14 protein-coding genes are annotated in these 13,453 nt (G+C 64.6%); 8 read left to right on the forward strand and 6 right to left on the reverse strand.

The features are described from left to right. Nucleotides 1-6 precede the first annotated feature (6 nt). The 8 genes from N2602_RS16395 (at nucleotide 7) to N2602_RS16430 (ending at nucleotide 8,560) form a co-directional block, all read left to right on the forward strand. A complete protein-coding gene (locus N2602_RS16395; RefSeq protein ID WP_212257364.1) occupies nucleotides 7-837 on the forward strand; it encodes a flagellar motor protein MotB in 831 nt (276 codons plus the stop codon). 172 nt (nucleotides 838-1,009) lie between these two features. Beyond that, nucleotides 1,010-2,908: a potassium transporter Kup gene (locus N2602_RS16400; protein WP_172788101.1), complete on the forward strand. Its 1,899-nt coding sequence runs from the start codon at nucleotides 1,010-1,012 to the stop codon at nucleotides 2,906-2,908. 140 nt (nucleotides 2,909-3,048) lie between these two features. Continuing rightward, nucleotides 3,049-4,977 (forward strand): potassium transporter Kup, encoded by a 1,929-nt coding sequence (locus N2602_RS16405; RefSeq protein ID WP_172788102.1) that lies wholly within the window; start codon nucleotides 3,049-3,051, stop codon nucleotides 4,975-4,977. Nucleotides 4,978-5,262: 285 nt separating this feature from the next. Continuing rightward, nucleotides 5,263-5,589, forward strand: coding sequence for a rhodanese-like domain-containing protein (locus N2602_RS16410; protein ID WP_197946948.1), 327 nt, complete (start codon nucleotides 5,263-5,265; stop codon nucleotides 5,587-5,589). 7 nt (nucleotides 5,590-5,596) lie between these two features. Continuing rightward, on the forward strand, nucleotides 5,597-6,778 hold the full coding sequence (locus N2602_RS16415; protein WP_260383264.1) for an aminotransferase: 1,182 nt from the start codon (nucleotides 5,597-5,599) through the stop codon (nucleotides 6,776-6,778). Nucleotides 6,779-6,784: 6 nt separating this feature from the next. Beyond that, a complete protein-coding gene (locus tag N2602_RS16420) occupies nucleotides 6,785-7,891 on the forward strand; it encodes a polyamine ABC transporter substrate-binding protein (protein ID WP_260383265.1) in 1,107 nt (368 codons plus the stop codon). A gap of 5 nt (nucleotides 7,892-7,896) precedes the next feature. Beyond that, entirely contained in the window at nucleotides 7,897-8,202 is a 306-nt protein-coding gene (locus N2602_RS16425; protein WP_260383266.1) for a DUF433 domain-containing protein, read from the forward strand. Next, nucleotides 8,162-8,560, forward strand: coding sequence for a DUF5615 family PIN-like protein (locus N2602_RS16430; RefSeq protein WP_260383665.1), 399 nt, complete (start codon nucleotides 8,162-8,164; stop codon nucleotides 8,558-8,560). The genes N2602_RS16425 and N2602_RS16430 overlap by 41 nt, the downstream gene beginning before the upstream one ends. A 9-nt stretch (nucleotides 8,561-8,569) precedes the next feature. Here the strand turns inward: N2602_RS16430 and N2602_RS16435 are convergent, their stop codons facing one another. From N2602_RS16435 to N2602_RS16460, 6 genes are all read right to left on the reverse strand, one after another. Further along, the gene (locus N2602_RS16435) at nucleotides 8,570-9,502 is read right to left on the reverse strand and encodes a lipid A biosynthesis lauroyl acyltransferase (RefSeq protein WP_260383267.1); all 933 of its coding nucleotides are present in this window, start codon (nucleotides 9,500-9,502) and stop codon (nucleotides 8,570-8,572) included. 8 nt (nucleotides 9,503-9,510) lie between these two features. Continuing rightward, a complete protein-coding gene (locus N2602_RS16440; protein ID WP_260383268.1) occupies nucleotides 9,511-10,788 on the reverse strand; it encodes a beta-ketoacyl-ACP synthase in 1,278 nt (425 codons plus the stop codon). 21 nt (nucleotides 10,789-10,809) lie between these two features. Then, a complete protein-coding gene (locus tag N2602_RS16445; RefSeq protein ID WP_172788109.1) occupies nucleotides 10,810-12,012 on the reverse strand; it encodes a beta-ketoacyl-ACP synthase in 1,203 nt (400 codons plus the stop codon). Next, a complete protein-coding gene (locus N2602_RS16450; RefSeq protein ID WP_172788110.1) occupies nucleotides 12,009-12,479 on the reverse strand; it encodes a 3-hydroxyacyl-ACP dehydratase FabZ family protein in 471 nt (156 codons plus the stop codon). The genes N2602_RS16445 and N2602_RS16450 overlap by 4 nt, the downstream gene beginning before the upstream one ends. A gap of 10 nt (nucleotides 12,480-12,489) precedes the next feature. Next, nucleotides 12,490-12,777, reverse strand: coding sequence for an acyl carrier protein (locus tag N2602_RS16455; protein ID WP_007592476.1), 288 nt, complete (start codon nucleotides 12,775-12,777; stop codon nucleotides 12,490-12,492). 234 nt (nucleotides 12,778-13,011) lie between these two features. Further along, complete coding sequence (locus tag N2602_RS16460; RefSeq protein WP_172788111.1) at nucleotides 13,012-13,353, reverse strand: hypothetical protein; 342 nt, start codon at nucleotides 13,351-13,353, stop codon at nucleotides 13,012-13,014. Between the last annotated feature and the right edge of the window lie 100 nt (nucleotides 13,354-13,453).

Below are 13,453 nucleotides of genomic sequence, written 5' to 3' on the forward strand. Positions count from 1 at the left end.
TGAGACATGGCCAAGAAGAAACGCGGCGATGCGCATGGAGGCGGTCACGGCTGGTTCGTGACCTTCGCCGATCTGATGGGCCTGATGATGAGCTTCTTCGTGATGCTCGTCGCGTTCTCGACGCAGGACGCCAACAAGCTGAAGATCGTCGCCGGCTCGATGCGCGACGCCTTCGGCGTGCAGAGCGAGGCGCGCTACGCCGGTATCGTCGAGTCCGACGGCCTGCCGACCCGTCCGCGCCTGAAGAACGTCGATCACATCCAGCCCGAGGACGCCTCCAATACGCCGACGCCGGACCAGGAAGACCGCGACAAGACGTCCGGCGCGAAGATCAAGGTTGATCGCAATTTCGCGCTCGCGGCAGCCTCGCTGCGCCAGGCGCTGCAGGACATGCCGGAGCTGACCGAGATGTCCAAGCACATCATGTTCGAGGAGACCAAGCAGGGCCTCAACCTGGAGATCGTCGACCAGGACGGCCGCTCGATGTTCGCCGACGGCTCCAAGGTGCCCTACGACCGCACCCGCCGCCTGATCGAGAAGCTCGCGGTCCCGCTCAAGGCGACGCCGCTGCGCGTTTCCATCGCCGGCCACACCGCGGCGGGGTTCGTGCCGACCCGCAGCGACTACGGCGCCTTCGATCTGTCGGCCGACCGTGCCAATGCGGTGCGTCAGATCCTCGAACGCCAGGGCCTGCCGCCGTCGCACATCTTCGCCGTCTCCGGCAAGGCCGATACCCAGCCGCTGTTTCCGGACGATCCCTCGCTCGCCGCTAACCGGCGGGTGACCATCACCCTGATGCGCGAAGATCCGCCGCTGCCGCCGAATCTGAAGCCGTAACCCCCTTGCGCTACCATCTTACCTGAGGCATGTCGTCGCGCTGGCGATGAACGTTGCAGCCGCGTCACAGCTTCTGTCCCTGCGCCTGCTAAGGTGATGGGCGATTGACAGGCGCGGCGGAAGCGTCAAAAGGCGCCGGATCAAAATCAGGGACGAAGCGTTTTCCATCCTCATGACGGCGAGCATCACATCGACTGAGACCCATGAAGGGCCGGTCAAGTCGGGCTTTTGGTCCCTTACGCTCGGGAGCATCGGCGTCGTCTTCGGCGATATCGGCACTTCGCCGCTCTACGCATTCCACGAGGCGGTCAAGGCCGCGGCCCATGGCGAGCCGGTCTCGCGCATCATCGTACTGGGCGTCCTATCGTTGATTCTGTGGGCGCTTCTGATCGTCGTCACCGCCAAATACGTCCTCTTGCTGCTGCGCGCCGACAATAACGGGGAGGGCGGCACGCTGTCGCTGATGGCACTCGGCCAGCGCGCGCTCGGGCGGCGAAGCTGGGTTCTGCTTGCGCTCGGCGTGATCGGCGCCTCGATGTTCATCGGCGATTCCATGATCACGCCGGCGATCTCGGTGCTCTCGGCGGTGGAAGGTCTGAAGCTCGCAACCCCCGCGCTCGAGCACTATGTCGTGCCGGTCACCGTCCTCATTCTGGTGCTGCTGTTTGCGGTCCAGAGCAAGGGGACCGCGCTGGTCGCCTCGGCCTTCGGGCCGGTGATGGTGATCTGGTTCACCGTCATCGCGGTCATGGGGGCGGTCCACATCGCCGACGACCCCTCGGTGCTGGCGGCCATCAATCCCTATTACGCGGTGCAGTTCGTGCTGTCGCACGGCACGATCGGCCTCGTGACCCTCGGTGCCGTGTTCCTGGCGGTGACGGGGGGCGAGGCGCTTTACGCCGATCTCGGCCATTTCGGCCGCAAGCCGATCCAGTCGGCCTGGATGTTCTTCGTGCTGCCCGCGCTCCTGATCAACTATTTCGGGCAGGGTGCGCTGGTGCTGTCTGATCCCAGCGCGATCCAGCATTCCTTCTATCGCATGGTGCCCGATAAGCTGGTGCTGCCGCTGGTCGGGCTCGCGACGGCCGCCACCGTGATCGCGAGCCAGGCGGTAATCACGGGCGCCTATTCGCTGGTCTATCAGGCCGTGCAGCTCGGCCTCCTGCCGCGTTTCGAGGTGCGCTACACCTCCGAATCCCATGCCGGCCAGATCTATCTGCCGCGCGTGAACCGGCTGCTGCTGATCGGCGTGATGCTGCTGGTGCTGCTGTTCCACACCCCCAGCAATCTGGCCTCGGCCTACGGCATTGCGGTTTCAACCACCATGGTGGCCGACGGCATCATGGGCTTCGTCGTGATCTGGAAGCTGTGGAACTGGCGTGCGGCTGCGGCTGCGGCGGTGATCATCCCCTTCGTCGTCGTCGATTTGAGCTTCTTCAGCGCCAATCTGCTCAAGCTGCTCGAAGGCGCCTGGGTGCCGCTGCTGTTCGGCATCGTCATGGCGGGGACGATCTGGACCTGGCGCAAGGGCTCCGGAATCCTGGTCCAGAAGACGCGGCGGATCGAGGTGCCGCTGGACGATCTGATCCGCAGCCTGGAGAAGCGGCCGCCGCACATCGTCAAGGGTACCGCGGTGTTCCTGACCAGCGATCCCTCGTTCGTGCCGACCGCGCTCCTGCACAATCTCAAGCACAACAAGGTGCTGCACGAGCACAACGTGATCCTGACCATCGAGACCGCGCAGACGCCCCGGGTCGATCTGTCGGAGCGGTTCAGGATGGAGAAGATCAGCGACAAGTTCTCCAAGGTCCGCCTGCGCTTCGGCTTCATGGAGCAGCCGAACGTGCCCAAGGCGCTCGCGATCGCGCGCAAGCAGGGCTGGCAGTTCGACATCATGTCGACGTCGTTCTTCGTGTCGCGACGATCGCTGAAGGCCTCGGCGCAGTCGGGCATGCCGCTCTGGCAGGATCATCTGTTCATCGCGCTGAGTCGGTCGGCCAACGATGCCACCGACTACTTCCAGATTCCCACCGGCCGGGTGGTGGAAGTCGGAACTCAGGTCACCATCTAGAATGCAACTGGTGCAGCCATGCATATCTGCATGGCTATGGCCCAGAATCGGGCTAGGCTATGCCGGTGGCGCAGGACTATAAGCCGCGCGCTCTTCCGCCATTGTGCAGTGAAGCATTCTAGAGGCCACTGGGCTCTCCCATGACAAGCGACATAGCAGTTCCCGCCCCGGAAACGGTGGCGGCTAATGGGCATGGCGATGCCCACACCACCGCCCGTTTCGGCGCGCTGACGCTCGGCAGCATCGGCGTTGTCTACGGCGATATCGGCACCAGCCCGCTCTACGCGTTCCGCGAGGCCGTGATGGCCGCCTCGGGCGCGGAGGGGTTGCCGACGCCGGCAGCCGTGCTCGGCGTGGTGTCCCTGATCCTGTGGGCCCTCATCGTGGTGGTGACGCTCAAATACGTCGTGATCCTGCTGCGCGCCGACAATAATGGCGAGGGCGGCACGCTGGCGCTGATGGCGCTGGCCCAGCGGGCGGTTGGCACCGGTGGGGCGACCATCGTGCTGCTCGGCGTCATTTCCGGAGCCTTGTTCTACGGCGATGCCGTGATCACGCCGGCGCTCTCGGTGCTGTCGGCGATCGAGGGCATGAAGGACGTCACGCTGAGGTTCGAGCCCTACATCGTTCCGCTGACGGTGGTGATCCTGGTCTGCCTATTCGCCGTGCAGTCCCGCGGCACGGCGCGCGTTGCGGCCTTTTTCGGCCCGATCATGTGCGTCTGGTTCGCGGTCCTCGCGGCCGCAGCGATCCATCCGATCATCCAGCAGCCGCAGGTGCTGTACGCGCTGAACCCGCTCTACGCGGTGAACTTCATGCTGCACCATGGCATCATCGGCTTCGTGACGCTGGGCGCGGTGTTCCTGGCCGTGACCGGCGCCGAGGCGCTCTATGCCGATCTCGGCCATTTCGGCAAGCGGCCGATCCAGACCGCCTGGCTGTTCATCGTGCTGCCCTCGCTGGCGCTGAATTATCTGGGGCAGGGTGCGCTGGTGCTCGGCGATCCCGGCGCGATCGTGAGCCCGTTCTTCCAGCTGTTCCCGCAAGGCTTCTTCCGCGGCTGCATGGTCGTGCTGGCGACCATGGCGACCGTCATCGCGAGCCAGGCCGTCATCACCGGGGCCTATTCGCTGACGCGCCAGGCGATCCAGCTCGGGCTGCTGCCGCGATTCGAAATTCGCCATACGTCGGAAGCCCATTCCGGCCAGATCTTCATTCCGCGCATCAACCAGCTGCTGCTGGTCGCGGTGGTGCTGCTGGTGCTGCTGTTCCGCTCGTCCAGCGCGCTCGCGTCCGCCTACGGCATCTCCGTCACCGGGACCATGGTGGTCACGGCCATGATGGGCTTCGTCGTGGTCTGGAAGGGCTGGCGCTGGTCTGGGCTCGCCGCCGGCGCGCTGATTGCGCCGTTCCTGTTTCTCGACCTGACCTTCCTGACCGCGAACCTGTTGAAGGTGTTCGAGGGCGGCTGGGTGCCGCTGGCCCTCGGTGCCGTCATGATCATCCTGATGTACACGTGGCGGCGCGGCAGCCGGCTCTTGTTCGAGAAATCGCGCAAGCTCGAGTTCCCGCTCGCCGATCTCGTGGCGATGCTGGAGAAGCGACCGCCGCAGCGCGTGCCTGGCACCGCGGTGTTCCTGACCTCGGATCCGCTCAGCGCGCCGACCGCGCTGATGCATAGTCTGAAACACTACAAGGTGCTGCATGAGAAGAACGTCATTCTCACTATCGAGACCGCGCAGACCCCGCGGATCGATCCGGCGGAGCGGGTGAAGCTGGAGCAGATCTCACCGACCTTCTCCAAGGTGACGCTGAAGTTCGGCTTCATGGAATCCCCGAACGTGCCGAAGGCGCTGGCGATCGCCCGCAAGCTGGGCTGGCAGTTCGACATCATGTCGACCTCGTTCTTCCTGTCGCGCAGGGCGCTCAAGCCCGCCGCCCATTCCGGCATGCCGCGCTGGCAGGACCGGCTGTTCATCTCGCTCAGCCGCTCCGCCAACGATGCCACCGACTATTTCCAGATCCCTTCCGGCCGCGTGGTCGAGGTCGGAACCCAGGTGACGATCTGACTCCACCGCTGTCATCGCCCGGCTTGACCGGGCGATCCAGTATTCCAGAGGCCGGCGTTGAAGAGCTCGCTCTCGCCGCATCCGCCGCGGCGTACTGGATCCCCCGTCGCGGGGGATGACATCGAGTGTGAGCCCCGAAAGCCGGACTTCAAGTCGCTGCGATTTAGCTTTAACTTGCGCCGCGCGGCTCAAGCCTTTGTGGCGCTTGATTTTCGTCTCCCGAGAGGCGAGGTTGCCGCCGGCCGGGATCGCCCCGGCACGCGGCCCGCGACGTTGGAGGATGATGTGGCAAATCAAGTGCAGGATCTGACCCCGGACGAGGTCGCCAAGGGTGTCGCGGAAGGGCGCTATCTCCTGGTCGACGTCCGTGAGCCGAACGAGGTCGAGGCCGAGGCCTATCCTTACGGCGTCGTGGTTCCGCTCTCGACCTTTGATCCCAAGGCGATCCCCGATCCCCAAGGCAAGGAGGTCGTGTTCGCCTGCCGCTCAGGCAAGCGTTCGGTGACGGCCTCGCTGGCGGCACAGGCGGCGGGCCTGCCCTACGACAAGCATCTGGCCGGCGGCATGCTGGGCTGGAAGGCGGCGGGGCTTCCCAGCAAGGTCGGTGGCTAACCGCGCAATGACGACCAAGAGCTCTTCGCTGAACAAGGTCTTCGCCGACCTTCCCGTCACCATCTTCGAGGCGATGTCGCAGGCCGCGCGCGACAACAATGCCATCAATCTCGGCCAGGGATTTCCTGACGATCCCGGCCCCGAGGATATCCGCCGCGCCGCGGCCGAGGCCTCGCTGAACGGCTACAACCAGTACCCGTCGATGATGGGCCTGCCGGAGCTGCGCCAGGCGATCGCGACCCATTACGGCCACTGGCACGGCCTCAAGCTCGACCCGATGAGCGAGGTGATGGTCACATCAGGCGGCACCGAGGCGCTGACCTCGGCGATCCTCGCGGTGGTCAGGCCCGGCGACGAGGTGGTCTGCTTCCAGCCGGTCTATGATTCCTATCTGCCGATCATCCGCCAGGCCGGCGGCATTCCGCGGCTGGTCCGGCTGGAGCCGCCGCATTGGCGGCTGAACGAGGACATGCTGAAAAGCGTGTTCAATTCAAAGACCAAGGCGGTGCTGTTCAACAACCCCTTGAATCCTTCGGCGGTGGTCTATCCGCGCGAGGACCTCGAGCTGCTGGCACGCTACTGCCAGGAGTTCGACGTCATCGCGATCTGCGACGAGGTCTGGGAGCACGTCACCTTCGACGAGCACAAGCACATCCCGCTGATCACCATCCCCGGCATGCGCGAGCGCACCATCAAGGTCGGCTCGGCCGGCAAGATCTTCTCGCTGACGGGCTGGAAGATCGGCTTCGTCTGCGCCGCGCCGCAGCTCTTGCGCGTCGCCGCCAAGGTGCACCAGTTCCTGACCTTCACCACCGCGCCGAACCTGCAGGCCGCGGTGGCCTACGGCCTCGGCAAGTCCGACGACTACTTCCTGTCGATGCGCAAGGATTTGACGCGGAGCAGGGACCGCCTGACCAAGGGCCTGGAGAGCCTCGGCTTCCCCGTGCTGAAGTCGCAAGGTACCTACTTCCTCACCGTCGACCTGTCGCCGCTCGGCCTCAACGAAAGCGACACCGAGTTCTGCTGGCGCATCGTGAAGGACTACAAGGTGGCCGCCATTCCGGTCTCGGCGTTCTACGAGCAGGACCCGGTGACCTCGGTGGTGCGCTTCTGCTTTGCCAAGAAGGACAAGACGCTGGACACCGCGCTGGAGCGGCTGTCGGACGCGGTGCGTGGACGCAAGAGGTAGATCGAGATGACGAACGTCGGCCGCTCCGGGATTGGTTTCGCGATCGCCGCGGCACTGACGTTGCTCTCCGCTCCCGCGGGGGCCGAGGAGCGGGTCGTCAACTTCTACAACTGGTCCAACTACATGGCGCCTGACGTCCTGGAGGCCTTCACCAAGGAGACCGGCATCAAGGTGGTCTACGACACCTTCGACGCCAACGAGACGCTGGAGACGCGCCTGATGGCCGGAAAGTCCGGCTATGACGTCGTGGTGCCCACCGCCTATTTCCTGCAGCGCCAGATCAAGGCCAACATCTTCCAGAAGCTCGACAAGTCGAAGCTGCCGAACCTTAGCCATGCCTGGCCGGTGGTGACGCAGCGCCTCGCCACCTACGATCCCGGCAACGTCTACGCCGCCAACTACATGTGGGGCACGACGGGCATCGGCTACAACGTCGCCAAGGTGAAGCAGATCCTCGGGGCGGACGCGAAGATCGACAGCTGGGACATCGTCTTCAAGCCGGAGAACTTGGCAAAATTCAAAGACTGCGGCGTGCACATGCTGGACTCCGCCGACGACATCTTCCCGGCGGCGCTGAGCTGGCACGGGCTCGATCCGAACTCGACCAAGCAGGCCGACCTCGAGAAAGCTGCCGACGCCGTGGCAAAAGTCCGCCCGTCAGTGCGGAAGTTTCACTCGTCCGAATATTTGAGCGCGCTCGCCACCGGCGAGATCTGTTTCGTGGTCGGCTGGTCCGGCGACATCATGCAGGCCCGTGCCCGCGCGGCGGAGGCCAAGAGCGGCGTCGAGATCGGCTACACCATTCCGAAGGAGGGCGCGCAGATGTTCTTCGACAATCTCGCGATCCCTGCGGATGCGAAGAACGTCAAAGAGGCCTACGAGCTGATCAACTATCTCTACCGCCCCGACGTCGCCGCCAAGAACTCGGACTTTTTGTCCTACGCCAACGGCAACCTCGCCAGCCAGAAGCTGGTCGACCCGAAGATCCTGAACGACAAGAACATCTATCCGGACGAGGCGACGCTCGCAAAACTGTTCGTCATCACGGCGCGCGAGCCGGCGACCCAGCGGATCATCAATCGGCTCTGGACCAAGGTGAAGACGGGGAGGTAGGGCAGATGGGTTCCAAATTCGCCGTGCGGCGGGAATTGGTGTACTATCTGCTTCAGATTGAACGAACTAGGCCTTTAGCAATGACCGATCATTCTCGCATCTCGCTCGCACCTGATGTCCTTGCTGGCAAGCCCGTGATTAGTGGGACCCGCATTGCGGTCGAGTTCATCATCGGATTGATGGCAGACGGTTGGAGCGAAGCCGACATTTTGGCCAACTATCCAGGCCTTTCGCGCGAGGACATTCTCGCGTGTCTGGCTTACGCACGCGATTCCCTTAGCGGCGAACGGGTTCACCCGACCGCAGCTTGAGACGCGTTTTCTCGCGGACGAGAATTTTCCTGGCTCCGCCGTCGATGCACTTCGTGCATCAGGTCACGACGTCATCTGGATCAGAGCTTCGGCGCCTGGTAGCAGCGATCGCGAAGTATTGGCGCAGGCGTCGCACGAACAACGGATCCTAATCACCTTTGATAAGGACTTTGGGGAGTTGGCTAAAGCGTCGTCGCTCCCGACCGCATGCGGTATCGTATTGTTGCGCATCCCACCGCCGGCACCCGGGCGGATTGGCAAGGTGCTCGCCGACCTGATCTTGGCCCGTGACGATTGGGCGGGCCATTTTTCCGTGATCGAGCCTGGCCGAGTCCGAATGCGGCCGCTGAGCAAATAGCGCCAGCGCCTACCGCCACCTTCTATGCAGCCACAGCCACTGCTCGGGATGCTCGCGCACCCAGCTTTCCACCACGCTGGTGATCGCCTGCGTCGTGCCCTGGATGTCGATCCTGCCGTCGGCATCGCGCACCGGCTGGATCTCTTCGGTGAGCTCGCCGCGGAAGCGGCCGTCGGGCAGGCGGATGATGCGCACGCCGTGGATCGGGCATTCGACCTGGCGCAAGAGGCGCGCCAGCATCGGATTGGCGCGGGTCTTGCGGCCGAAGAACGTGACCGCGACGCCAGCCGTCAGATACTGGTCGATCAGCATGGCGACGTGCTTGCCGTCCTTCAGCGCCTGCGCGAGCCGCAGCGGCGCCTCGCGGCCGGCCGGAATCAGCGTGCCCATGTTGACCTGGCGCATCTCCTGGATGATGCGATCGGCCGAGGCGATGTTCGGGCGGCGATAGAGGATTGCGGTGTCCAGTCCATGCGCGACCGCGGCGAGCGCCGGCAATTCCCAGTTCGCAAGATGCGCGGCGAAGATCAGCGCCGGCTTGCCGTCGTCGCGGATCTGGTCGAACAGCTCGATGCTGCGCGGGGAAATCTCGATTCGACTCTTCTCCGGGGCATCCCGCTCGTAATTCCAGACCTGGTCGATATGGGCGAACTCGGCGCCGACGCGGCCGAGATTGTCCCAGACGCCCATCAGGATCCGTTCGATCTCTTCCGGTGACTTCTCGGGGAAGGCGGCGGCGAGGTTGGCGCGGCCGATGCGGTGCTCGCGCAGGCGCGGTCCGATCAGCTTCACGGCACGCGCGAAAAAGTCCGAGGTCTTGGCCGGATCGAAATAGCGCGTGGTGCGCAGCATCGCGACGGTCGCGGCGCCGATCAGGCTGCCGCCGAGCGATTTGGCAGCCTCCCGCGCGCGGGCCTTCGTGCTCGCAGGAAGCAGCCTCATGCGTCCGGTCAGGCCGGTTCGCGGGTCAGGATCAGCGAAGCGTTCTGGCCGCCGAAGCCGAACGAGTTCGACATCACCGCAGTGACGCGGGCATCGCGCGCCTTGTTGCCGACGACGTTGAACAGGATCGTGGGATCCGGATTGTCGTAGTTGATCGTCGGCGGAATGCGCTGATGCTCGAGCGTGAGCAGCGAGAAGATCGCCTCGACCGCGCCGGCGGCCGAGATGGTGTGGCCGACCATCGACTTGTTGGAGGTGACCGGAATCTTCTGCGCGAGCTCGCCGAACACCGCCGACGTCGTGTTGAACTCCATCTTGTCGTTCTCGGGCGTCGCGGTGCCGTGCGCGTTGATGTGGTCGATCTGGTCCGGCGTCATGCCGGCGTCGGCCAGCGTCTTGTTCATGCAGCCGATGATCGGCTTGCCGTCGGGCGAGGAGCGGGTGCGATGGAACGAATCCGTGAGCTCACCGCAGCCGGCAATCACGCCGAGAATCTTTGCGCCGCGCGCGGTGGCGGCTTCATAGCTTTCAAGCACGAGCGCGCCGGCGCCTTCGGCCATGACAAAACCGTCGCGGTTCTTGGAGAAGGGACGGGAGGCCGCCTGCGGCGGGTCGTTCTGGGTCGACAGCGCCGACAGCAGCGAGAAGCGCACCAGCGCTTCCGGGTTGACGGTGCCGTCGGTCGCGACGCACAGCGCCGCATCGGTCTCGCCGCGGCGGATCGCCTCGACGCCGAGCTGGATCGAGGTGGCTCCGGACGCGCAGGCCGTCGACAGCGAGATCGGCGAGCCCTTGGTGCCGAAGGTCTCGGCGAGAGAGGCGGCAACCGAGCCGAACATGAAGCGATGATGATAGGCGCTGAACTTGCCGCCGCCGGAGATGCGGAGCAGATCGTCGTAGCTGATGTCTTGCTGGCCGACGGCGCGACCGAGCTCGCGACGCTGCGGCCATTCGACCTCGACCGGTGCAACCGCGAGGAAAAGCGGACCCGGGAAATCGGCCTTGGCGCCGATGCCGGCCTGCTCCAGCGCTTCCTGCGTCACCAGCTCGGCCATCCGCTCGGACAGGGCGGTGGACGAGAACGGATCGGCGCTGACGAAATCGACCGTGCCGGCCATCGTGGTCTTGAGGCCGTCGACCGGAAAACGCGTGATGGTGCGGATGCCGGATTCGCCGGCGACGAGCTTCGCCCAATTGTCGGATTTACCGGCACCGAGCGAGGTCATGATGCCCATGCCGGTGACGACGACGACGGGACGCCCGAGTTTGTCGCGTGGTGCAGTCATGTCGATCCCCGCTTGAGCTGGTTAAACCGCCTCGACCAGCGCCATGCCTTCGCCGCGCCAGTGTCCGGCTCCCACCACCACGATCTGGGTGGGCGCGCCCTGCATTTCAATCTCGGTCCCCGTGGAATCATTCGGTGGGAACAGCGCGCCGCGCGAGATCGACAGTGCTGCGAGGGCAATGCCGAGCGGAAATTGCGTTTCCATGGCGTGGCCGAACACCGTGCCGGTCGAGCGCACCGGAAAGTCGGCATGGCTCTTCAGGAAGTCGCGCTCGTCCGAGGTCGCGGGCTCCGCGCCGGTCGCCCCGGTGATGATCGCGCCCTTGCCCTCGCGCCTGGGCAGCTTGGCCCACAGCTTCTCGAGTGTCGCGGTCATGTCGCCGGGCTGTTTGCGTTTGGCGAGGTCTGCGACGACGCTCGACAGCTTTGCGAACGGCTTGGCGCCGCGCGCTTCCGCATGGGCCTTCGATTCCAGCACCAGGAAGGCGCCGGCCGAGCCCAGCGCGAAGCCGGGATGGTCCTTGCGCGCCCAGACGGGCGCGAACTTGTCCTTCAGGTTGAAATCGCCGAATTCGTAGAGGACGAGCAAGTCCTTGCGCTCGCCATTGTGCGAGCCGCCGACCAGCGCGATGTCGCTTTCGCCCGAGGCGATGCGCGCGAGCGCGATGCGGGCGGCATCCGCGCCGGCGACCTCTTCGCCCATGAAGGTGCGCGAGGTGCCTCCTAAGCCGTGCACGATGGCGATGTTGCCGGCGAGCAGGTTGGAGAGCTGGGCCAGGAACAGCGTCGGCCTGAGATCGCTCATCAGCCGCTCGTTGAGGAAGCCCGGCGCGTTGGCGCCCTTGGCCTCGGCGGTGAGAATGCCGCTGTCCACGTTGATGTCGCGCTCGCCGCCGCCGGCGGCGACGACCATGTCGATCTTCGACAGGATGTCCTTGTTGCCTTTGATGCCGGCGGAATCCAGCGCAAGACCGGCGGCGTAGGTGCCGATGCGCTGCCAGGCTTCCATCTGGCGCTGGTCGCCCTTCTTCGGAATCTGGCTGTCGAAGGATACGGGCATCAAGGGATGCACGATGTAGGGCGCAAAGACCTTCTCGTCGACATTGATGCGCTTCTCAGAAAGCGCGGCCCAGTTGGCGTCGAGGCCCTCGCCGAGCGAGGTGGCGAGCCCAATGCCGGTGATCCAGACCTCGGTCTGGCCGGGCCTCGAAGCGGTGTTAGTCATTGCGATAGGACCTGTTGCGGAAACCCGACGCGCTCGGCGACCTTCGCCATGTATCCGCGCATATCCGCATTGGGGAAGGGGATCAACGTGAAGGTGAGCGCGGAATTGGCGCGCAGCTTGCCGCCGACCCGGATCTTGGCCTCGGTCATGGCATAGCCGGAGCCTTCATGGGTGAGGCTCGCCTCGATGCTCATAAGGTCGCCCGGGAAGACCGAGCCGCGGACCTTGGCCTCCTTCACGGCGGCCAGGATCGGCATGCGTTCGAACCTGAAAACGCCGAGTTGAAGCCAGCCCGAGGCCTGCGCCATCGATTCGATCAGGAGCACGCCGGGCATCAAGGGATAACCGGGGAAGTGCCCCTCGAAAATGGTGCTTTCCTGCGGGACCTGCGCTTCGACGACGATCGTCTTCTCGTCGACCTTGAGGTCGACGATGCGATCGATCATGTGGAAGTATTCGAGTTGCATGACTGCGCCCTTAGGCGCTCGCGCCCTTGGCCGCAACCAGTTCGTCGATGCGGGCGCACAGGTTCTTCAGCACGAAATATTGCTCGGTGGTCGCCTTGCCGTCGTTGACTTCCTGAGTCCACTTCTCCAGCGGCAGCTTGATGCCGAACTGCTTGTCGATCGCAAAAGCGATATCGAGGAAATCGAGGCTGTCGATGCCGAGGTCATCGATGGCATGACTATCCGGCGTGATCGTGTCGCGCGGGATGTCGCAGGTTTCAGCGATGATCGTGGCGACCTGATCGAATGTGGAGGACATCACTAAGCCTTTGATATATTGCAGGTATCTGTCAGATTGTCCAGAGTGGCACGGTGGCTGGGCATCGCGCCCCTGATGACGCCCTCAAACCCCCCTCTGGCCGGGTCGAAAGCCCGTATATCGGAGCGCCGCCCTGAGTTCAATGGAGCCGGGCAGGCCCCGGGGGACAGCAACGGACGGGGCTGGGGATGCCGGCTGGGACCCTTCCGCCGCGAGGTCCGCGCCGGGCCGGTCCTAAATGTGCGGTGTCGTGATCTTGACGCAGTCGCGGCGGCCCATCAGCACGCAATCCTGAGTCCGGCGCAGGTCGGCGATGCTGACCGCGAGCCAGATCCCGATCGCGGTCAGCGCGATGGTGAAGGCGAGCGCCGCGATATTGGCAAGCATGCGCTGGCGGAAATTATCGGGCTCGGCGCGCGGCTGCTCGTAGCGCGACAGGTCCAGCCGTTCGGGCGTGGCGCGCAGCGGCTGCACGCTGGCATCGCCGCGCTGGACCCTTGGGGAAGGCGGGGTGCGCGGCCTGAACTGGAGCACCCGGTGCTCCTCATCAGAGCTTATGGGCCGCTGGTTGTTCATGGGGCGGGGATCACTCCGAAGCAGCAATTTAGATAGCATAGGTGAGGCACGCGTTGCAGAAAAACTTCTCAATTCCCGCGTGTATTCGTGCGTTCGTACC

Source organism: Bradyrhizobium sp. NC92, from assembly GCF_025200865.1.
Lineage (GTDB): Bacteria > Pseudomonadota > Alphaproteobacteria > Rhizobiales > Xanthobacteraceae > Bradyrhizobium.